At 74.6% G+C, this 19816-nt stretch carries 22 protein-coding genes; 19 read left to right on the plus strand and 3 right to left on the minus strand.

Annotated features, from left to right (window positions below):
- The first annotated feature begins 110 nt into the window (after positions 1–110).
- Genes LC193_RS16920 through LC193_RS16945 form a run of 6 tightly spaced genes read left to right on the plus strand, consistent with a single transcriptional unit; the run spans position 111 to position 5079 of the window.
- The gene (locus tag LC193_RS16920) at positions 111–842 is read left to right on the plus strand and encodes a hypothetical protein (protein ID WP_226075164.1); all 732 of its coding nucleotides are present in this window, start codon (positions 111–113) and stop codon (positions 840–842) included.
- Between the two features lie 41 nt (positions 843–883).
- Positions 884–1177 carry a DUF6317 family protein gene (locus LC193_RS16925; RefSeq protein ID WP_226075165.1) on the plus strand — a complete coding sequence of 98 codons (294 nt, stop codon included), beginning with the start codon at positions 884–886 and terminating at the stop codon, positions 1175–1177.
- On the plus strand, positions 1174–2706 hold the full coding sequence (locus LC193_RS16930; protein ID WP_226075166.1) for a hypothetical protein: 1533 nt from the start codon (positions 1174–1176) through the stop codon (positions 2704–2706). The genes LC193_RS16925 and LC193_RS16930 overlap by 4 nt, the downstream gene beginning before the upstream one ends.
- Positions 2703–4091, plus strand: a complete 1389-nt coding sequence (locus LC193_RS16935; RefSeq protein ID WP_226075167.1) for a hypothetical protein — start codon at positions 2703–2705, stop codon at positions 4089–4091. The genes LC193_RS16930 and LC193_RS16935 overlap by 4 nt, the downstream gene beginning before the upstream one ends.
- Positions 4088–4735, plus strand: coding sequence for a hypothetical protein (locus LC193_RS16940; protein ID WP_226075168.1), 648 nt, complete (start codon positions 4088–4090; stop codon positions 4733–4735). The genes LC193_RS16935 and LC193_RS16940 overlap by 4 nt, the downstream gene beginning before the upstream one ends.
- The gene (locus tag LC193_RS16945) at positions 4732–5079 is read left to right on the plus strand and encodes a hypothetical protein (RefSeq protein ID WP_226075169.1); all 348 of its coding nucleotides are present in this window, start codon (positions 4732–4734) and stop codon (positions 5077–5079) included. The genes LC193_RS16940 and LC193_RS16945 overlap by 4 nt, the downstream gene beginning before the upstream one ends.
- A gap of 43 nt (positions 5080–5122) precedes the next feature.
- Here the strand turns inward: LC193_RS16945 and LC193_RS29005 are convergent, their stop codons facing one another.
- Together LC193_RS29005 and LC193_RS16965 are read right to left on the minus strand one after the other, a co-directional pair.
- Complete coding sequence (locus LC193_RS29005; protein WP_264086274.1) at positions 5123–6682, minus strand: PH domain-containing protein; 1560 nt, start codon at positions 6680–6682, stop codon at positions 5123–5125.
- Between the two features lies 1 nt (position 6683).
- Positions 6684–7196 (minus strand): PH domain-containing protein, encoded by a 513-nt coding sequence (locus LC193_RS16965; protein ID WP_226075171.1) that lies wholly within the window; start codon positions 7194–7196, stop codon positions 6684–6686.
- A gap of 55 nt (positions 7197–7251) precedes the next feature.
- Between LC193_RS16965 and LC193_RS16970 the strand changes: the two genes are divergently transcribed.
- Entirely contained in the window at positions 7252–8394 is a 1143-nt protein-coding gene (locus LC193_RS16970; RefSeq protein ID WP_226075173.1) for an NADH-quinone oxidoreductase subunit D, read from the plus strand.
- A gap of 22 nt (positions 8395–8416) precedes the next feature.
- Here LC193_RS16970 and LC193_RS16975 read toward each other — a convergent pair whose 3' ends face one another.
- On the minus strand, positions 8417–9421 hold the full coding sequence (locus LC193_RS16975) for an SAM-dependent methyltransferase (RefSeq protein WP_226075175.1): 1005 nt from the start codon (positions 9419–9421) through the stop codon (positions 8417–8419).
- A gap of 115 nt (positions 9422–9536) precedes the next feature.
- On the opposite strand from LC193_RS16975, the gene LC193_RS16980 reads away from it, so the two are divergent.
- The 12 genes from LC193_RS16980 to LC193_RS17035 all read left to right on the plus strand — a co-directional run bounded on the left by LC193_RS16980 (position 9537) and on the right by LC193_RS17035 (position 19545).
- Positions 9537–10751, plus strand: a complete 1215-nt coding sequence (locus LC193_RS16980) for a sensor histidine kinase (RefSeq protein WP_226075177.1) — start codon at positions 9537–9539, stop codon at positions 10749–10751.
- A gap of 147 nt (positions 10752–10898) precedes the next feature.
- Positions 10899–11576, plus strand: a complete 678-nt coding sequence (locus LC193_RS16985; protein ID WP_226075179.1) for a response regulator — start codon at positions 10899–10901, stop codon at positions 11574–11576.
- A 223-nt stretch (positions 11577–11799) separates the two neighbouring features.
- Positions 11800–12765 (plus strand): Rossmann-like and DUF2520 domain-containing protein, encoded by a 966-nt coding sequence (locus LC193_RS16990; RefSeq protein ID WP_226075181.1) that lies wholly within the window; start codon positions 11800–11802, stop codon positions 12763–12765.
- Entirely contained in the window at positions 12762–13625 is an 864-nt protein-coding gene (gene panC, locus LC193_RS16995; RefSeq protein ID WP_226075183.1) for a pantoate--beta-alanine ligase, read from the plus strand. The genes LC193_RS16990 and panC overlap by 4 nt, the downstream gene beginning before the upstream one ends.
- A gap of 32 nt (positions 13626–13657) precedes the next feature.
- Complete coding sequence (locus tag LC193_RS17000) at positions 13658–15418, plus strand: L-aspartate oxidase (protein WP_226078679.1); 1761 nt, start codon at positions 13658–13660, stop codon at positions 15416–15418.
- Between the two features lie 35 nt (positions 15419–15453).
- The gene (nadC, locus tag LC193_RS17005) at positions 15454–16461 is read left to right on the plus strand and encodes a carboxylating nicotinate-nucleotide diphosphorylase (protein WP_404819538.1); all 1008 of its coding nucleotides are present in this window, start codon (positions 15454–15456) and stop codon (positions 16459–16461) included.
- Positions 16462–16463: 2 nt separating this feature from the next.
- Positions 16464–17261: a type III pantothenate kinase gene (locus LC193_RS17010; RefSeq protein WP_086159216.1), complete on the plus strand. Its 798-nt coding sequence runs from the start codon at positions 16464–16466 to the stop codon at positions 17259–17261.
- Positions 17262–17372: 111 nt separating this feature from the next.
- Positions 17373–17648 (plus strand): hypothetical protein, encoded by a 276-nt coding sequence (locus LC193_RS17015; protein ID WP_226075186.1) that lies wholly within the window; start codon positions 17373–17375, stop codon positions 17646–17648.
- A gap of 96 nt (positions 17649–17744) precedes the next feature.
- Complete coding sequence (locus LC193_RS17020; protein WP_086159214.1) at positions 17745–17927, plus strand: hypothetical protein; 183 nt, start codon at positions 17745–17747, stop codon at positions 17925–17927.
- A gap of 172 nt (positions 17928–18099) precedes the next feature.
- Positions 18100–18510, plus strand: coding sequence for a BlaI/MecI/CopY family transcriptional regulator (locus tag LC193_RS17025; protein WP_086159213.1), 411 nt, complete (start codon positions 18100–18102; stop codon positions 18508–18510).
- Between the two features lie 10 nt (positions 18511–18520).
- The gene (locus tag LC193_RS17030; RefSeq protein WP_086159212.1) at positions 18521–19039 is read left to right on the plus strand and encodes an amino-acid N-acetyltransferase; all 519 of its coding nucleotides are present in this window, start codon (positions 18521–18523) and stop codon (positions 19037–19039) included.
- A 164-nt stretch (positions 19040–19203) separates the two neighbouring features.
- Positions 19204–19545: a histone-like nucleoid-structuring protein Lsr2 gene (locus LC193_RS17035; protein ID WP_086159211.1), complete on the plus strand. Its 342-nt coding sequence runs from the start codon at positions 19204–19206 to the stop codon at positions 19543–19545.
- Positions 19546–19816: the final 271 nt, after the last annotated feature.

A 19816-nucleotide genomic window follows, 5' to 3' on the forward strand; every position in this document is an offset into this window, starting at 1 on the left:
GCCCCGCCGTTGCCCGCCGCCCCGCTCCACGTTCGTTGCCGCGCCGCCAACCGATCGGATACGGTCCCAAATCGAAAAAGAACGTGCACAAACGACCGGGGGAGTGCCGCGTGGCGCTGGCGGACGAACGCGTGGGGAACGAGGCCGGGACCGGGACCGGGGAGCCCGGGGCAGGCGAACCCGCGGCAGGGGCGGAGCCGAAGTCGGGCCAGGAGCCCGTGGCACGGCAGGAGCCCGCGCTCACCGGCCCGCCGACCCGGTACCGCATGATCACGCCCACCGACTGGTTCCGCATCCCGCTGCGCTCCGAGACCAAACGGGCCAGGGCCGTGCAGATCCTGGTCGACATGGCGTACCCGAACAAGGATGAATTCGCCACCAAGCGGCACGAGTTGCGCGAACTGCTCGGCAACGTGACCGACAGCGCCGCGCAGCGCGACGCCATCGAGATCTACCTGTCCACCCAGGCCGCGCTCGGCGTCCCGATCCCGGCCAGCCTCATGGTGACCGCGGAGCCCGAGCACCCCACCGCTACCCAGCAGTTGCCGCCCGCGACGCTGGCCGACGGCATCCGCGACAAGTACCACGGGCAGGCCGAGGTCTCGGTGGTGCGGCTGCCCTCGGGCGAGGCCGTGCGCTGCCGCAGGACGGAACTCAGCGAGGACTCCAAGGAACTGGGACAGCCCGAGGAGCGTCCCAACACGTTGCTTGAGTTCTACCTGCCCGTCCCGTACTCGACCGCGTGGCTGGTGCTGACGTTCAGCGCCCCGCTGCGCGAACTCGCGGACGCACAGGTGGAGATGTTCGACGCCATCGCCGGTTCGTTCCGGTGGTCGGAGTAGCGGGCGGCTGACCGGGCCCGCGAGTGCGAGGAAGAGGGGGAATGGGATACGACCTCGAAATCACCGTGGACGAAGTCCGCGAGCTGGGCGAGAAACTGCGCCTGGTGGCCACCGAGTTCGAGAACGCGGAGGACGTCGCCTCCGAGTACGCCGACGAAGTGGGCCACGACGGCCTCGCGGGCGAGCTTGAGGAGTTCGCGGAGAACTGGCGCATCCACCGCAACAAGCTGATGGAGAGCCTGGAGAGCTTCGCCGAGAAGGCCAGGGAGGCCGCCGACGGCTACGACGGCGTCGAGAACGACCTCGTCGACGCGATTGAAGGGAACAACGGGTGAGCAGGCCCGCCGACTGGCACCCGCTGACACACGACGGGCGCGACCCGATCCCCGGCGACTGGGAGATGGTGCAGGAGGCCGCGGCGCGCTACCGGCGCACCGCCGACGCGATCCAACGCGCCAAGGAACTGCTCGGAGACGTCACCGACAGCCAGGACGGCTGGCGGTCGCCCGCGGGCGAGGCGTTCCGCGAGAAGGCCACCGAGCTGTCCGACGACATCTGGAAGGCGTGGGGCCGCTACGACGCCGCCGCCGACGCGCTGGCCGCCTACTGGCCGGAGCTTGAGGACGCGCAGACCGAGAGCCTGTCGCTGCGCACCCAGGCCATCGACGCCCAGGAGCAGATCAGCAGCCTCACCGGCCAGTACGCGAGCGCGCAGCAGGAGGTGCGGGACGCCGAGGACTCCGAGGCGGACGACGCGCAGGACGCCCTCGACGACGCGAACGCGCGGCTCAGCAGCCTCGACGGCCAGCTGACGAACGCGCACGGCCAGCTGGAGTCGTTGCGCACCCAACTGCGCGGCCTCATCGAGGAGAAGGACGCCGCCGCCCAGCGGGCCGCCACCGCCATCGGGGACTTCATCGGCGGGGACGGCCTCAAGGACGGCATCCTCGACCACATCGGCGCGTTCTTCGACGCCATCAAGAACATCCTGATCGTCATCGGGGAATGGGCCGGGAGGATCGCCGCCATCTGCGGGGTCCTGGCGCTGCTCGTCAGCTGGATACCCGTGATCGGGCAGGCGCTGGCCGGCGTCCTCGGCACCATCGCGCTCGTGGCCGGCGCCCTCTCCGCGATCGGCAACGCCCTCCAGGGCAAGTGGCTGAACTTCGCCCTCGACATCATCGGCATCGCGACCTTCGGCCTCGGCCGGGCCATCGCCCCGGCGCTCTCCAGCGCGGGCGGCGCGGCGCGCTTCGGCGCGTTCCGCAGCGTCATGCAGGTCTCCACCGGCAACCGGGCGGCGCGCAACGCCATCGCCGCCGGCATCGTCGGGGACGGCGCCGCGCTGGCCGGGCGCGCGGGCACCGCGTTCTCCCGGCCGTCGGGCCTGCTGGGCTGGGGCCGGGCGTCGTTCGGCGGACTCGGCACCGAGCTGGCGCAGAACCTGGGCGTGCTGCGGCACGGCGGCAACTGGGGCAGCGGCTTCTCCCAGGGCCTGGCCGGCCTGCGGAACATCCCGACCACCATCGGGGAGGCCGGCCTCGGCAGGTCGCTCCAGGCCGGGGCGCACCAGTTCTTCGGCCAGGGCGAGGCCGCGGCCGACGCGCTCGCGCTCGGCCGGGCCGCGAACGCCGGCGCCGACGTGGGCGGGCTCGGCGCGACCGGCGGCATCTCGGCCGGCTCGGCCGCGCTCGGCTCCGCCTCGGGCAACTACGGCCTGTTCGGCGTCGAGGGCGTGGACTCGCTGTGGAACTGGCCCGGCTTCTCCGAGGGCGACCACCCGCTGGTCGGCGACCTCGTCCAGCCGGGCGACCTCGACTACGACGTCGAGGAAGCCACCCTCCCGGAGCCCGCCACCCGATGAACACGGTGCCGCCCGTCCTGTTCGCCGCGCAGCGCCCCCTGGCCCGCTGGGGGGTGCTGCGGCGCGCCCGCGTCACGGTCGACGACGGCCGCCTCGTGGTCCGCGACCGCTTCCGCGCCCACGCCTGGCCGGTGGGCCCGCGCGGCATCGCCTCCGCCGTGCACGTCGACGGCCGGCTGTGCCCCTCGGCCTCGGGCGCCCGGCTGCGCAACCTCGGCAAGGGCCGGCCCAGCGAGGCCGGCGGCTGCCTGCACCTGTGCGACGGCGAGGGGCGGGCGCTGGCCTGCCTCGTGCTGAGCGACTGGCAGCCGAACGGCGCCCTGCCCGTTCCGCTGGAGACGCCCGACGCGGTGGCGACCGCCGTCAACGGCGTCGGGCGGGGCGGCCACCTCGAACGCTCCGGCGTGGCCGCGTTCCTGCGGCACCACGGCATCGCCGTGCGCGTCGCGCCCGAGGGCGCGGAGCCGCCGCGCGCGCCCGCGTTCGCCGGCACCCTGCGGCCGGGGCCGAAGGACGGGCCCGCGGTGCTGCCGATGCTGCTGGGCCTCGCCCAGCTGCTCGTGCTCGGCCTCGGCTCGTTCTTCGTCGGCGGCGCCACCGGCGACGAGGGCATCTGGGCGGTGCTGGTCTCCGTGCCGTTCCTCGTCTTCGCCCTGTGCACGGCCGGGGCCGCGTTCGCCCTGGGCCTGGCCGGAGCCCGCGCGGAACGCCCCGCCCTGGCCGAACTGCGCCCGAGCCCGGGCATCGCGGTGACGCGCGGCTTCCTGCGGCGCGCCGCCGTGCGCCTGACCGACGAGGCGCTCGAACTGCGCACCGCGCAGCACGAGAAGCGGCTCGTGCCGCCGCCCGCCGACCCGGTGCTGGGCGTGCGGGAGGCCGTGGTGTTCGAGGACGACGGACGGCCCTGGGGCGTCGCGCTGACCGACGACCGGCAGGTCGCGCAGGTGTTCCTGCACGGGGACACCTGGCTCGCCGGCGATCCGGGGCTCGGCAGGCTGCGCGACTTCTGCGCCCGCGCGGGCATCGGCCTGCGCAGGCAGCCGCTGCCCGCGTTCCCCGGGCGCCGGCCGGAGGACCGCACCGCGCGCCGGTGGCGCGCGGGCGACTACGGGCTGAACGACCTGTTCGCCTACTCGGTGCTGATGCCGTCCATCGTCGCGGTCGGCGCCGTGCCGGCCTTCTTCGGCATGGCGGGCGGGAACGTCGACTGGGCGCCGTTCCCCGTCGTCTTCGGACTGGCGTTCGCGATCGGTGTCGTACCGTACGTGATCCGGGGCGCCGTCCGGAAGTGGTCGCTGAACCGGCTCGTCCCGGCAGGCCCGGCGCCCGACGCGAGGTCCGGGGCGGTGCAGGCCCCCGGAGACGAAGGAGCTGCGACGCTGTGACCGATGCCCGGAACCAGGTTGGCGCGACCACGTGGGTGGCCGCGTTCGAGCACCCTGAGGAGTTCTGGCTCCAACTGGACATGGGGGCCGCCGACGTGGCCGAGCAGGCCGCCCAGGCGATAGCCGACCGGGGAGGCGAGCTGAGCCAGGACTACGCGGAGGCCGTGTACCCGGAGCTCCAGGTGATCAGGGACGGCGCGTTGGAGCGCGACGCGTCGCCCGTGGCCGTCTACGTGCCCCCGGAGCCGCTGACATCGCGCCCGCTCGTGCCCGTCACGGCGTTCGTGGCGCCGCTGCCCGCGACGGCGGAGCAGAGCACCGTCGCGGCGATGGCCGAACTGGCCGCGAGGCCGCAGCCCTACCGCTACCGCGACCCGTTGATCAGCACGGTCGACCTCCCGGCGGGCCCGGCCTGCCGGGTGCACGAGCTGGTGCTGAACGAGCCGGGCGAGGACGGGCGGCGGGTGATGACCGAGTACGTCTCGTACTACGTGGTGCCGCCCGGCTACGGCAAGGGCTTCGTCGAACTCACCGTCACCTGGCCGAGCCCGACCCTGGGCGCGGCCATGGAGGAGACGGCCGACGAGATCGCGGCCACGCTGACCATCAGCCGGCAGGAGACCGCCGCGGAGGGAACGTCATGAGCGGCGCGGAGCCCGAGTTCGTCTTCGACGAGGTCCAGATCGGCAAGGGGCTGCGGCCCGTCGCGCAGCACGGCTTCGTCGTCGTGGACCGGGGGACGCTGACGCTCCTCGGCAGCGACCGGCAGCCCATCGACAGCGCGCCGCTCGGGCAGATCTCGGGCAACCTCGTGCGCTTCACCCGGGGCAAGACGGTCGCGCTCACGGTGAACGGCACCAAGTATCTGGTGTCCCCCGGCTGGGGCGCGCGCCCCTTCCTGGTGCTGCCGGGCACGACCGAGCACGTGAACACGGCGGCGCAGGCACTGCTCAAGCTGGTCGCGGCGGGCGGCGGCAGGACGGCCTGAGCGCGGGGGCGTGCGCGGGCGCGCGGCGCCCGTCGGCCGCCGGTCAGTCCCGGCGTTCCGCCGACTCCTCCCGGCCGGCTCCGTCCCGCGTCGCCGCGGGCGGCCCGCCGTCCGCCGCGCCCCCCGGCCTGTCCTCCGCGACGCGCCCGTCCGCACCGTGCCCCGGCGCGGCGGTGTGCTGCGCTGCGTCCGGGGCGGGCGCGGCGTTCTCCGGCGCGGCCTGGTCCTGTGCGGCGTTGTCCTGCGCGTCCGCCTCCGGGGCGGGTGCGGCGGCGCCGGTGAGCCAGCGTTCCGGGGCCGCGCTGCCCCGGCCCAGCCGGGAACGGCCGGCCTGCGCCGCCACCTCGCGCTCCGCGTAGTCCGCGTCCTGGAGGCGCGCGCTCGCCGTGCCGTTCGCGCCGTGGTCGACGTGGATGTCGGCAAGCCGCAGCCGCTGCATCCACGGGCCCTGCGTCAGCCGGACGCTCTGCACCTTCGCGTGCGGCACCAGCGTGTGCGTTCTGCGCAGGCGCCCCCGCCGCGCGACGAACACCGTGCCGGTCACGCCGTGCCCGTACCCGACCCGCCACACCGGCAGCGCCCAGCGCGCCCGGCGCGGCGCGGGGCCGACCGCCGCCATCGCCTCGTCGATGTCGACGGCCGGCAGGAAGCGCCCGATCAGCGCCGCCGCGACCTCCTTGGTCGCGACGGGCAGCAGCAGCCCGCTCTCGTTGCCCGCGCCCGCGACCTCGAGTTCGACGCGGACCCAGCCGCGCGGGCGCCACAGCAGCGGCTCCACGATCCGCACGGACTGCACCCGGCCGGGCGGCACGGTCGCGTGCTCCCGCTGGAGCAGCCCGTGGTCCAGCCGCAGCCCGTCGGGCGACTCGCCCACCGTCCAGCCGTACTGGCTGAGGAAGCTGCCGAGCCCGGCCTGCCACACCGCCGCGAACATCGGCACCGCCACGACGAGCGCCGCGAACCAGCTTGAGGTCGCCGACCAGATCAACGGGGTCACCACCGCCGCGAGCAGCAGGGACCCCCACGTGCTGCCGAGCAGCGCGAGCGCCCAGCCGAGCGTGCGCGACTCGACCCGGAACAGCTCCCGCGCCGGGGCCTCGCCCGCGGTCGGCGCCGCCTCGGGCGCGATGCCCGCGGCCCTGGCCAGCAGTTCGGCGCGCAGCTCGCGGGCCTCGCGCTCGTCGAGGAACGCCAGCTCGTCGGCCGCGCCCGAGCCCACCACGTCCATCTTCAACTTCGCCACGCCGAGCGCCCGCGCCAGCAGGGGCCGCGTGATGTCGATGGACTGGATGCGGTCGAGCCGCAGGTGCGCCGCCCGCCGGAACAGCAGGCCCGTCCTGATGCGCAGTTCCGTGTCGGTCACGAGGTAGCGCGTCACGCGCCACGACAGCCAGCCGTAGCAGGCCGCGCACAGCAGGACGCCCGCCACCAGCAGCGCGGGCCACACGAAGCCGAGCGAGTCCGACCACGAGCCGATCTGGTCCGCGTTCTGGAGCCCGACGGCGAACAGGCCGGCCAGCGGCGCCCAGGCCCGCCGCCACGGGGTGAGCGGGTGCAGCCGCTTCCCGCTGCCCGCCGGGAAGTCCTCCGTGCCACCGCTCATGTCACAGCCCCGCGGAACGGGCCTCGCCCAGCTCCGTGAGGCGGTCGCGCAGCCGCTGCGCCTCGGCCGGGTCGAGTCCGGGAATCGTGGCGTCCGTGGCCGCCGCCGCGGTGTGCAACTGGAGCCGCGCCAGGCCGAACTTGCGGTCGAGCGGCCCCGACGTCACCTCGACCAGCTGCATCCTGCCGTACGGGACGACCGTCACCTTGCGCCACAGCACGCCGCGGCTGATGAGCAGGTCGTCGTCGCGTTCGAGGTAGCCCCAGGAGTGCCAGTTGCGGCTCAGCGCCCCCCAGCCCCACGCCGCCGCGGCCAGCGGCGGCAGCGCGAGCAGCGCGAACGCCCCGGCGCCGAGCAGCGGCGGCAGCAGGCCGCAGAGCAGGGCGAGCGGGCCGAGCCAGAGCACCAGCAGGAGCCGGCGCATGCGCAGCAGCGCGGGCAGCACCGGCCGCCAGGTCTCGCCGGCCTCACCGGTCCCCCCGCGCGGTCCCGGTCCTCGTGCCACCGTGTCCATGGTCCGCAAGCTTAGAACGGGCGCGGGCGGGCCGAGAGGTGAAAGACTGAGCGGCATGGCGGAGACGACGGTCGGGATCGGCGGGGCCGCGGAAAGTACGGACATGGTCCTCAACATCGGGCCCCAGCACCCCGCGACGCACGGCGTGCTGCGGTTGCGCCTGGTGGTCGACGGGGAGCGCATCACGCGGGCCGAGCCGGTGGTGGGCTACATGCACCGGGGCGCGGAGAAGCTGTTCGAGGCGCGCGACTACCGCCAGATCATCGTGCTGGCCAATCGGCACGACTGGCTGTCGGCGTTCTCCAACGAACTGGGCGTGGTCCTCGCCGTCGAGCGCATGCTCGGGATGGAGGTGCCGGAGCGCGCCGTGTGGCTGCGGACGCTGCTCGCCGAGCTGAACCGCGTCCTCAACCACCTGATGTTCCTCGGCTCCTACCCGCTCGAACTGGGCGGTCTCACGCCGATGTTCTACGCCTTCACCGAACGCGAGGACCTCCAGCAGGTGATGGAGGAGGTCTCCGGCGGGCGCATGCACTACATGTTCAACCGCGTCGGCGGCCTGAAGGACGAGCTGCCGGCCGGCTGGACGGGCCGGGCCAGGGACGCGGTCGCCGCCGTGCGCGGCCGGCTGGGCCGCTTCGACGACATGGTGCTCGGCAACGAGGTGTTCCTGGCCCGCACGCGCGGGGTCGGCGTGCTCTCCGCCGAGGCCGTCCACGCCTACGGCGTGTCCGGGCCCATCGCGCGGGCCAGCGGCGTCGACTTCGACCTGCGCCGGGACGAGCCGTACCTGGCCTACGGCGAGCTGGGCGGCGTGCTGCGCGTGGCGACCAGGGAGGCGGGGGACTGCCTGGCCAGGTTCGAGGTCCTGCTCGACCAGACGAGGAACGCGCTCGACCTGGCCGACGCCTGCCTCGACCGGCTCGCCGAGCTGCCGCCAGGACCCGTCAACCAGCGGCTGCCCAAGGTGCTGAAGGCACCCGAGGGCGCCACGTACGCGTGGACCGAGAACCCTTTGGGCCTCAACGGCTACTACCTGGTCTCCAAGGGCGAGAAGACCCCGTACCGGTTGAAGCTGCGCTCCGCCTCGTTCAACAACATCCAGGCGCTCGGCGAGCTGCTGCCCGGCACGCTGGTCTCGGACATGGTGGCCATCCTCGGGTCGTTCTTCTTCGTCGTCGGCGACATCGACAAGTGACCCGCGGGCCGGCGCGGGCCCCTCAGCCGGGACCGGCGCCGAGCCCGAGCCCGAGGCCGCCGGTGTCGATGCCCACCGGCTGCACCAGCCACGTGAACGCGCCGAGCCCGGCCGGGTCGGTCAGCTCGGCCGCCTCGCCCGCGCCGCCCAGCGCCCGCAGGTAGCCGGCCGGGTCCTCGGCCGCGAGCGACAGCGGCGGGCGCTCGCCCGTCACGCCGAGTGCGCGCAGCGCGGCCCGCTGCGAGCACAGCACCGCGCCCGGCCCCGCGCACGCGTCGAGCGCCACGTGCGCGGTCAGGTCGCAGCCGCCGTCGGGCACCGGCCGCACCGCGCGGCCCGCGCGGTAGCCGGTGAGCGTGCCGAGCGGCGGGCGCCGTTCGCGCGTGTGCGCGTAGTCGACGGCCACCGCGAGGCCGCGCGCCAGGCTGCCGGCCGCCGCAGCCCACGCCTCGTCGCGCGGGCGCCCGATCTCGGCCCTGGTCCCCGGCTCCGCGGGCAGCGGCCACCAGCGGCGCAGCCAGTCGGCGTCCGGCCCGGTGACCCGCCCGCCCAGGCGCTCCTCGCCACGCGCCGTCACCAGCACGTAGCGCGGCACGCCGTCGGGACCCCGCTCGACGACGTCGAGCGGCACGTTGTCCAGCCACTCGTTGGCGAACAGCAGCCCCTCGCCGCCCCCGGGCGGCTCCGCGCGCCACTCCACGCGCGGGTCGAGCCCCGGCGGGCGCGGGGCGCGTTCCACGGCGCACGGCCGCAGCCGGGCCGCCACGTCCCGCGGCAGCGCCGCGAGGACGGCCGCGACCAGCTCACCGCGCCCCGCGCCGACGTCCGTGAACGCCAGCCGGCGCGGGCGGCCGAGCGCCAGGTCGACGCGCAGCAGCAGCCGCGCGACGGCCCCGGCGAAGCGCGGCGAGGCGTGCGCCGACGTCCTGAAGTGGTCGGCCGGCGCCTCGCGGACGAAGAAGCCGTCCGGCCCGTACAGCGCGCGTTCCGCCGTGGCGCGCCAGCCGGCGGCGGGCTCGTCGTTCATGTTCCTCCCGTGTCACGGTCCGTACGTCTCGTCCACCTTGAGGAGTAGGTGAGGACCCCACGTATCGGTCGTCCGGCTGACTCCCGAGCCACACATCCTGCCTACTCTGGGTGACGTGCACCGGCTCTACGACCTCATCCGCCGTCACCCGACCTGGGTCGACGGCATCGGGGCGTTCGTGCTGCTGTTCATGACGTTCATGGCCATCGCCATGAGCACCCCGAACGGCGGCTACGAGCGGCCGGAGATCCGGAGCATGATCGCAGCCGCGCTGCTGTTCGTGGTCGTGCTGCTGCGCCGCCGCAGGCCCGAGTACATGCTGGCGCTCGCGATCGGCACCGGACTGTTCCAGCTCGCGGCGGACGTTCCCCCGCTCCCGTCGAACTTCGCCTTCCTCGTCATCATCTTCACCGTCGCGTCGCGCCCGCCGCGCGCCCCCTCCTGGGTCGCCCTGGGCACGGCGCTCGCCGGGCCGGCCGCGGCCTCCCTGCGCTGGCCGAACGAGACGGAGGGGGCGTCGTTCGGCCAGCAGGCGGTCGGTGTCGTCTTCCTCACCATCGCGTTCTGCCTGGCCTGGGTGCTCGGCGACTCCCTGCGCACGCGCCGCGCCTACTGGGCCGAGCTGGAGCAGCGGGCCCACCGCCTCGAAGCGGAACGCGAGACGCAGGCGCGGATGGCGGTCGCGGCCGAGCGCGCGCGCATCGCGCGCGAGCTGCACGACGTCGTCGCCCACAACGTGTCCGTGATGGTCGTCCAGGCCGACGGCGCCGCGTACGTGCTCGACACCGCGCCCGAGCAGACCCGCACCGCCCTCCAGACGATCTCGGGCACCGGCAGGCAGGCGCTGACCGAGATGCGCCGCCTGCTCGGGGTGCTGCGCAGCGAGGACGGCGAGGGCACCGGCAGCGAGTACGTGCCGCAGCCTGGTGTCGAGCAGCTGGCCGACCTCGTGGACCAGGTCAGGGACGCCGGTCTGCCGGTGGACTTCCGCGTCGAGGGCACGCCGAGGCCCCTGCCGCGCGGCGTCGAGCTGACGGCGTACCGCATCGTCCAGGAGGCCCTGACCAACTCGCGCAAGCACGGCGGCCCGCGCGTCGTCGCCACCGTGCGGCTCGAATACGGCGCGGACGCGCTGACCGTGCGCGCCGAGGACGACGGGCGCGGCGCGCAGCGCGAGCTGTACGAGGAGCGCGGCGCCGACGGCATGGGGCACGGGCTGATCGGCATGCGGGAGCGCGTCGGCATGGTCGGCGGCGTGCTGGTCGCGGGGCCGCGTCCCGGCGGCGGGTTCCGCATCAGCGCAACGCTGCCGCTGACCGGCGCCGAGTGACCGGCGCACAATGAACGCGGTGCGCGGCCGGCGCACCACGCGCGGCGCGTGGTGTGCGGTGCGCGGGCCGGGAACACGGCCACGACCGCTGGTACGGACACGGTCGCGGCCAGGGCCGCGACCGCCAACTCGAAGGGGGATGGGCCGATGCCGATCCGCGTCATGCTCGTCGACGATCAAGTCCTTCTGCGAACCGGATTCAAGATGGTGCTCACCGCCCAGCCCGACATGGAGGTCGTCGCGGAGGCGGGCGACGGGGCCGAGGCCCTGGACGTGCTGCGTTCCACCGCCGTCGACGTGGTGCTGATGGACGTGCGCATGCCGCGCCTCGACGGCGTCGAGGCCACCAGCCGCATCTGCCGGGACGGGCAGGGCGGCCCCGGCCAACCGAAGGTGCTGATCCTGACGACCTTCGACCTCGACGAGTACGCGTTCTCGGGACTGCGCGCGGGCGCGGCCGGCTTCCTGCTCAAGGACGTTCCGCCGGACGAACTGCTCGGCGCCATCCGCGCGGTGCACAGCGGGGACGCCGTCGTCGCCCCGTCGACCACCCGCCGCCTGCTCGACCGTTTCATGACGCTGCTGCCCGCCCCCGACGAGAACGCGCACCCGGAACTCGACCAGCTGACCGACCGCGAGCGCGAAGTGCTGCTGCTGATCGCACAGGGCCAGTCCAACGGCGAGATCGCCGCGTCGCTGTTCGTCTCGGAGGCCACCGTCAAGACCCATGTGGGCCGTATTCTCGCCAAGTTGGGGCTGCGCGACCGCGTGCAGGCCGTCGTGCTCGCCTACGAGACCGGGCTGGTGAGGGCCGGCGGGCGGTGACGGCGGGGCGCAGCGGGACCCACGGGCCGCGGCGGGCAGCCTTAAGCTGGAGCGATGTCCGGTACCGGCACGCGGACCGCGACGCCAGGAGCGACGCGTCACCGACGACGCCCGCCAAGCGCCCGCGGAACGCCAGGACCGGCCCGGACGATCGGAACGCCCGGAACATGAACCCCAGGAACCCCAGGAACCCCAGGAACCCCAGGAAGGGGCCACCCCCGCCGTGAACGACGCCGCCAGCGCCCACAGGAGCACCGAGGCGCGCGACCGCCCCGCCAGGCTCCGCGTCGGCGTCGTCGGCGCCGGCCGGGTGGGCCCGGCCCTCGCGGCGGCGCTCGGCCTGGCCGGCCACCGGCCCGTCGCCGCCTCCGGCGTCTCCGACGCCTCCCGCCGCCGCGCCGAGGCGCTGCTGCCCGGCGTGCCGCTGGTGACCCCCGACGAGGTGCTGGCCCGCGCCGACCTGGTGCTGCTGACCGTGCCGGACGACGCGCTGCCCGCGCTGGTCGCGGGGCTCGCGGAGACCGGCGCGATCCGCCCGGGGCAGCTGCTGGCGCACTGCTCGGGCCGGTACGGCGCGGGCGTGCTCGACCCCGCGCTGCGCGCCGGCGGCCTGCCGCTCGCGCTGCACCCCGCCATGACGTTCACCGGCACCCAGGTCGACGTGCAGCGCCTGGCCGGCTGCTCGTTCGGCGTCACCGCGCCGGCCGAGCTGCGCCTGGCGGCCGAGGCGCTGGTCATCGAGATGGGCGGGGAGCCCGAGTGGATCGAGGAGGACGCCCGCCCGCTGTACCACGCGGCGCTCGCCCTCGGCGCCAACCACCTGGTCACGCTCGTCGCCCAGGCACTCGAACTGCTGCGCACCGCGGGCGTCGCCGCGCCCGACCGCATGCTCGGGCCGCTGCTCGGCGCGGCCCTCGACAACGCGCTGCGCTCCGGCGACGCCGCCCTCACCGGGCCGGTCGCGCGCGGGGACGCGGGAACGGTCGCCGCCCACGTCGCGGAGCTGCGCGCCCGCGCCCCGCACGCCCTGTCCGGGTACCTCGCGATGGCCCGCACCACCGCGGACCGCGCCCTGGACCACGGACTGCTGAAGCCCGAGCTGGCCGAGGCGCTGCTCGGCGTTCTCGCGGACGGCGCGGAGCGCCCCGGGGGGACGGGCGACGGAGGAGAACGCGGAGGAGAACGATGACGAACGCCGTGGCGCGCCGCGCCGAGGACCTGCACGCCCGCTACCGGCCGGGCGCCGCGCGCGCCGTCGTGATGACGCTCGGGGCCCTGCACGAGGGGCACGCCGCGAACATCAGGGCCGCCCGCGAGCGCGTCGGACCGGACGGGCAGGTCGTCGTGACGGTGTACGTGAACCCGCTCCAGTTCGGCGCGGGCGAGGACTTCGAGCGCTACCCGCGCACCCTCGACGCCGACGTGGACCTGGCGCTCGCGGCGGGCGCCGACCTGGTGTTCGCGCCCACCGACGACGTGGTCTACCCGGCGGGCCCGCCCCTGGTGCGCGTCGCGGCAGGACCGCTCGGGGACCGCCTCGAAGGCGCCGCGCGCCCCGGCCACTTCGACGGCATGCTCACGGTCGTCGCCAAGCTGCTGCACCTGACCCGCCCCGACTACGCGATGTTCGGCGAGAAGGACGCCCAGCAGCTCGCCCTCATCCGCCGCATGGTCCGCGACCTCGACTTCCCCGTCACGGTCGTGCCCGTGCCCACCGTGCGGGAGGCGGACGGCCTGGCCCTCTCCAGCCGCAACCGGTACCTCGCCCCGACGGAGCGCGACACGGCGCTCGCGCTGTCCCGCGCGCTGTTCGCGGCGCGCGACCACCGTTCCGCCACCGGGGCACGCGCCGCGGCGCGCAAGGTGCTCGACCGCGCCGCCGAGGCCGACCCGCCGCTCGCGCTCGACTACCTGGCGCTGCTCGACCCCGTCGGCCTCACCGAGGTCGCGGACGGGTACACCGGCGAGGCGATCATGGCGGTGGCCGCGCGCGTGGGCACCACCCGGCTCATCGACAACCTCCGCCTCGACCTGGGAGGGGCCGCATGACCGCCCGCGCGGCCATACCCCTGCCCGCCGCCATGACCGCACCCCTGCCGGCGCCCGCGCCCGGCTGGGCGATCACCGCGGACGTGGCCGTCGTCGGCTCGGGCGTCGCCGGGCTCACCGCCGCGCTGCACTGCGCCGCCGCGGGCCTGCGCACGGTCATCGTCACCAAGGCCAGGCTCGACGACGGGTCCACGCGGTGGGCGCAGGGCGGCATAGCGGCGGCGCTCGGCGAGGGCGACACACCCGCCCAGCACCGGGCCGACACGCTCACGGCCGGCGCCGGGCTGTGCGACGAGGCCGCCGTCACCGCGCTGGTCTCCGAGGGCCCGGCCGCGGTGCGGCGGCTGATCGGCCTCGGCGCGCGGTTCGACGAGACCCCGGGCGGCGGGATCGCCCTGACCCGCGAGGGCGGCCACAGGCGCCGCAGGATCGCCCACGCCGGCGGCGACGCGACCGGCGCCGAGATCTCGCGGGCGCTGGTGGCGGCCGTGCGCGAGGCCGGGATCGAGACCGTCGAGAACGCGCTCGCCCTCGACCTGCTCAAGGACGCCGAGGGGCGGGCGGCAGGCGTGACGCTGCACGTCATGGGCGAGGGCAGGCACGACGGCGTCGGCGCCGTGCACGCCCCCGCGGTGGTGCTCGCCACCGGCGGCATGGGACAGGTGTTCTCCGTCACCACCAACCCCGCGGTCTCCACGGGCGACGGCGTGGCGCTGGCGCTGCGCGCCGGCGCGGAGGTCGCGGACCTGGAGTTCGTGCAGTTCCACCCCACCGTGCTGTTCCTCGGCGCGGAGGCCGAGGGCAGGCAGCCGCTGATCTCCGAGGCGGTGCGGGGCGAGGGCGCGCACCTGGTGGACGCGGCGGGGACGCGGTTCATGACCGGTCAGCACGAGCTGGCGGAACTCGCGCCGCGCGACATCGTCGCCAAGGCCATCACGCGCCGCATGCACGAGCAGGGCATCGACCACATGTACCTCGACGCCAGGCACTTCGGCGCCGCCATGTGGGAACGCCGCTTCCCCACCATCCTCGCCGCCTGCCGCGCGCACGGCATCGACCCGGTGACAGAACCCGTTCCCGTGGCGCCCGCCGCCCACTACGCCTCCGGCGGCGTCCGCACCGACCTGGCGGGACGCACCACCGTGCCGGGACTCTACGCGTGCGGAGAGACCGCGTGCACCGGCGTGCACGGCGCGAACCGCCTGGCGTCCAACTCGCTGCTCGAAGGACTCGTCTTCGCCGAACGCATCGCCGCCGCCGTCGCCGCCGACCTGACCCCCGCGGGGCCGCCCGTTCCCCCGCCGCACGGCCCGGCGGGCGGCGCGCTGCTGCCCGCAGAGGCCAGGGCGGCCGTCCAGCGCGTCATGACCGAGGGCGCCGGGGTGCTGCGCTCGGCTGCCGGCCTCGCCGCCGCCGGGCGGGCGCTCGACCGGTTGGCCGCGGACGGCGAGCACAAGGCGGCGGAGCCGGGCGCCGACACCTGGGAGACGGCGAACCTGCACCTGGTCGCCCGCGTCCTGGTGGCCGTCGCGGCGCTGCGCCCCGAGACCCGCGGCTGCCACTGGCGCGAGGACCGCACCGAGCGGGACGACGCCCGCTGGCGCCGCCACCTGGTCGCCGCGCTGACCCCGGGCGCGGCGGGCCGCGTCCTGGCCGTCCACCCCACGGGAACGGCCGCCTTCCCGGCGACGGCGGCCGGCCCACCGGGCCGCCCCGCCGTGCCGCCCCCGACACCGGAACCCGCACCGCGCCCCGTGGGCGCGGCAGTCAAGAGGGAGAACCCCGAGCCGTGACCAGCCCCGACCACCCCACCGCCCGGCCCGTCGAGCTGACGCTCCTGCCGATCGGTGCCCGACCGGACGACCCCGCGGCGGCCGGCGGCTGCGGCGCGGGCTGCGGCTGCGGCGGCGGGGAGCCGGCGTTCGCGCACGACCCGCTGGAGTGCGGCCTCGACCCCGGCCTCGCCGAGCTGCTCGCCGCCGGCGGCCTCGACCCGGTCCAGGTCGAGGACATCGCCCACCTGGCGGTCGAGGAGGACCTGGACAACGGCGTGGACGTCACGACCGTGGCGACCGTTCCCGAGGACGCGGTGGCCACCGGCGACTTCGTGGCCCGGCAGGCCGGGACCGTCGCCGGCCTCCAGGTCGCGGAGGCGGTGCTCTCCCTGGTGTGCACCGACGACTTCGAGGTGGAACGCCACGTGGCCGACGGGGACCGCGTGGCGGCCGGGCAGGTCCTGCTGTCGGTCACCACCAGGACCAGGGACCTGCTCACCGCGGAGCGCAGCGCGCTGAACCTGCTGTGCCGGCTGTCCGGCATCGCCACCGCCACCAGCGCGTGGGCCGACGTGCTCGCGGGCACGAAGACCCGTGTGCGCGACACCCGCAAGACGACCCCGGGCCTGCGGGCCCTGGAGAAGTACGCCGTGCGCTGCGGCGGCGGCGCCAACCACCGCATGTCGCTGTCCGACGCGGCGCTGATCAAGGACAACCACGTCGTCGCGGCCGGCGGCGTGGCGGAGGCGTTCCGCAGCGTGCGCGAGGAGTTCCCCGGCGTTCCGGTCGAGGTCGAGGTGGACCGCATCGACCAGATCGAGCCCGTGCTCGACGAGGGCGCCGACCTCATCCTGCTCGACAACTTCACGCCCGAGGAGACCGCGCGGGCGGTCGCCCTGGTCGCGGGCCGCGCCGCGCTCGAATCCTCGGGCCGCCTGACCCTGGAGAACGCGCGGGCCTACGCGGACGCCGGCGTCGACTACGTCGCGGTCGGCGCGCTCACCCACTCGGCCCCGATCCTGGACATCGGGCTCGACCTCCGCCCCGAGAGGCGCGACTGACCATGCTGCTCACCATCGACGTCGGCAACACGCACACCGTCCTCGGCCTGTTCGACGGGGACGAGATCGTGGAGCACTGGCGCATCTCCACCGACGCGCGGCGCACCGCGGACGAGCTCGCGGTGCTGTTGCAGGGCCTGATGGGGATGCATCCGCTGCTCGGTGACGAACTGGGCGACGGGATCGACGGCATCGCCATCTGCTCGACGGTGCCCTCCGTGCTGCACGAGCTGCGCGAGGTGACCAGGCGGTACTACGGGGACATCCCGGCCGTGCTGGTCGAGCCCGGGGTCAAGACCGGCGTGCCGATCCTCACGGACAACCCGAAGGAGGTCGGCGCCGACCGCATCATCAACGCGGTCGCCGCGGTCGAGCTGTACGGCGGCCCGTGCATCGTCGTGGACTTCGGAACGGCCACCACGTACGACGCGGTCTCGGCGCGCGGCGAGTACGCGGGCGGGGCCATCGCGCCGGGCATCGAGATCTCCGTCGAGGCCCTGGGGATGCGCGGCGCGCAGCTGCGCAAGGTCGAGCTGGCCAGGCCGCGGCACGTGATCGGCAAGAACACGGTGGAGTCGATGCAGTCCGGCATCCTGTACGGCTTCGCGGGCCAGGTCGACGGCATGGTCGAGCGCATGTCGCGCGAGCTGGCGGACGACCCGGACGACGTGACCGTGATCGCGACCGGCGGTCTTGCGCCCATGGTGCTGCGGGAGTCGACCGTGATCGACGAGCACGAGCCGTGGCTGACCCTGGTGGGCCTGCGCCTGGTGTACGAGCGGAACGTCGCCAGGTCGTGACCCGGCGGCGGCCCCGGCGCGGGAGCCGGCGCCGACGCCGCCCGCACGGGGGACACGCCGTCGGCGGAGCAGATGGCGCCGGATTATCTGTTTAGCACTTAATGTCGGTTTATGGTTACGTCGAACGGTTCCCAGGGTTCGCGGGGCTCCCGCCCCGCGGGCGGTGACGGCAGCGACAGCGGCGAGCAGCGGCCGGCCCGGCCCGTGCCGACCCCGGCGGAGGTCTTCCCCCCGCACCGCAAGCGCCCGGCGGCCCCGGCGGGTCCCGGCGGGTCCGCCGGGGCGCAGCAGGGGTCGCCGCGCCCGGCGCCCGAGGAGGGCGAGGGCGCCGCCGGGTCGGCCTCGGGCGGGCGGGGCGGCGGCCCGGCCGCCGAGGGCGGCCAGTAGGCGGCGAGGCGGCCCGGAGGGCGACCTGAGGGCGGCCGGTGGCGGTCGGTAGGCTGAGTGGCGGCTCGCCGAGCACGTTCCAGGAGGCCGAACACCGTGGACTACATCGCCGCACTCTTCCCGCCGGCCGTCATGGCCGTCGGCTTCACCTTGCTGATCAGGACGATCATCAAGACCCAGGGTGGCGCCAACAAGTACAAGGAGGACGCCGCCGTCGACGCGGCGCTCGCCGCGCGGGCCGCCGACGAGGGCGACCGGCCCGCCGAGCGCACCGCCTGACGCCGGTCCCGGCGCCGCTCCGCGCCGCGCGCGGCTGCCGCCGGCGCGTTCCCCCGCTCGCGCACGCCTGTGTGCGCCATTCCGTGCTTCAACGCGCCGTCGAGCGCCGCGCGCGACGGTGGGCAAACGTCACGCCTGTCCGTTTTGTCGCCACCCGGTTATTCTTCCTCTTGTGCCTCGGCCATTGGGAGAGCTGGAAGACGCGGTGATGAGCCGCGTATGGGAGTGGAACCGGCCCGTGACCGTGCGGGAAGTTCTGGAAGATCTGCGGCGTGAGCGTTCGATCGCGTATACGACGGTGATGACCGTCCTGGACAACCTGCACCAGAAGGGCTGGGTCAGGCGCGAGCAGGAGGGGCGGGCCTATCGCTATGAGGCGATCTCCACTCGCGCAGCGTACTCGGCGGCTTTGATGAATGACGCGTGGGCGGAGAGCGACAACCCGGCCGCCGCCCTGGTCGCTTTCTTCGGCATGATGTCGGCCGAGCAGACCGCGGCATTGCGCGACGCGCTGCGCGTGGTCGACGTCTCGGGCGTGCCCGCGCCCGCCCCCGAAGGCGAAGGTGAACGCACGCAGCGATAGCCTCCCCGTTGTGCCGGAAACCTCAAGCGAAGTCACTGTCCGCCGCGCCAGGACTACAGATGTCGCGGCGGTGCGCCGCCTCATCGACGTCTACTCGCGCGGCGGCATCCTGCTCGACAAGGCGACGGTGACGCTTTACGAGGACATTCAGGAGTTCTGGGTGGCCGAACGCGACCACGACGCCCAGGTGGTCGCCTGCGGGGCGCTGCACGTGATGTGGGAGGACCTCGCGGAGGTGCGCACGCTGGCGGTCGACCCGCAGCTGAAGGGCCGCGGCGTGGGCCACCTGGTGCTGGAGAAGCTGCTGCGGACCGCCCGCTGGCTCGGCGTCCGGCGCATTTTCTGCCTGACCTTCGAAGTGGAGTTCTTCGCCCGGCACGGCTTCCGCGAGATCGGGGACGCCCCGGTGGATGGCGATGTCTACAGCGAGCTGCTGCGTTCCTATGACGAGGGAGTGGCGGAGTTCCTGGGACTGGAACGGGTGAAGCCCAACACTTTGGGTAACAGTCGGATGCTGCTGCATCTCTAGATTGACGCGGACGGTGGCCCTTATGTCCGAATCGTCCCAACGTGTCTTATGGGGGTCCCAGTAATGTGGCGCCAAGGTTTGTGTTTTTCCGGCCATGGCGGTTTGATTACATCCGCAGTACAACAGTCATTGGTATTCGGCAACGATGAATGAGGAGCAGCCCGGTGGCACAGAAGGTTCAGGTCCTTCTCCTCGATGACCTCAGTGGTGGCGAGGCGGACGAGACCGTTACGTTCGCCCTCGACGGCAAGACTTACGAGATCGACCTCAACTCCGATAACGCGGACAAGCTCAGGAACGCCCTGGAGCCCTACGTGAAGGCCGGTCGTCGGGCCGGTGGCGGCCGTGCGGCGCGCGGGCGGACCCGTGCCGCGGCGACGGCCGGCGGCGGCAGCCAGGACACCGCGAAAATTCGCGCCTGGGCGAAGGAAAACGGATTCGAGGTCAATGACCGCGGCCGTGTTCCCGCGAACATTCGCGAGGCGTACGAGAAGGCCGGCGTCTGACGCCGCGCCCGGGCGCGGCGTCGCCCGGTCCGCCCGGCGGCGCCCCCGCCGCCGCGGCGCCGTCCTGATCCCCTCCGGCGGGCGGAGGGCCGCGTGAGCGGCGCGTCCTCCCGCCCGGGGGCCGCGCCCGCGGGGCGCGCGACGGACGTCACCCGGACGGGTCACGTGGTGTTCGTGATCCGCGGCGCACCGTATTCGCGTTCGCCCGTAGCGGATGTACCCGCCCCGTACGGCATGGAGTGTCAGCCTGGAGGGGTAGGCAGTTCCTGAC

This window comes from Streptomyces marincola (assembly GCF_020410765.1).
GTDB lineage: Bacteria > Actinomycetota > Actinomycetes > Streptomycetales > Streptomycetaceae > Streptomyces > Streptomyces marincola.

Bases quoted from the DNA above. Each gene is read 5' to 3' on its own strand.
- LC193_RS16925 (WP_226075165.1), top strand. From the start codon at position 884: ATGGGATACGACCTCGAAATCACCGTGGACGAAGTCCGCGAGCTGGGC.
- LC193_RS16935 (WP_226075167.1), top strand. From the start codon at position 2,703: ATGAACACGGTGCCGCCCGTCCTGTTCGCCGCGCAGCGCCCCCTGGCC.
- LC193_RS16945 (WP_226075169.1), top strand. From the start codon at position 4,732: ATGAGCGGCGCGGAGCCCGAGTTCGTCTTCGACGAGGTCCAGATCGGC.
- LC193_RS29005 (WP_264086274.1), bottom strand. From the start codon at position 6,682: ATGAGCGGTGGCACGGAGGACTTCCCGGCGGGCAGCGGGAAGCGGCTG.
- LC193_RS16965 (WP_226075171.1), bottom strand. From the start codon at position 7,196: ATGGACACGGTGGCACGAGGACCGGGACCGCGCGGGGGGACCGGTGAG.
- LC193_RS16970 (WP_226075173.1), top strand. From the start codon at position 7,252: ATGGCGGAGACGACGGTCGGGATCGGCGGGGCCGCGGAAAGTACGGAC.
- LC193_RS16975 (WP_226075175.1), bottom strand. From the start codon at position 9,421: ATGAACGACGAGCCCGCCGCCGGCTGGCGCGCCACGGCGGAACGCGCG.
- LC193_RS16985 (WP_226075179.1), top strand. From the start codon at position 10,899: ATGCCGATCCGCGTCATGCTCGTCGACGATCAAGTCCTTCTGCGAACC.
- panC (WP_226075183.1), top strand. From the start codon at position 12,762: ATGACGAACGCCGTGGCGCGCCGCGCCGAGGACCTGCACGCCCGCTAC.
- LC193_RS17000 (WP_226078679.1), top strand. From the start codon at position 13,658: ATGACCGCACCCCTGCCGGCGCCCGCGCCCGGCTGGGCGATCACCGCG.
- LC193_RS17010 (WP_086159216.1), top strand. From the start codon at position 16,464: ATGCTGCTCACCATCGACGTCGGCAACACGCACACCGTCCTCGGCCTG.
- LC193_RS17015 (WP_226075186.1), top strand. From the start codon at position 17,373: ATGGTTACGTCGAACGGTTCCCAGGGTTCGCGGGGCTCCCGCCCCGCG.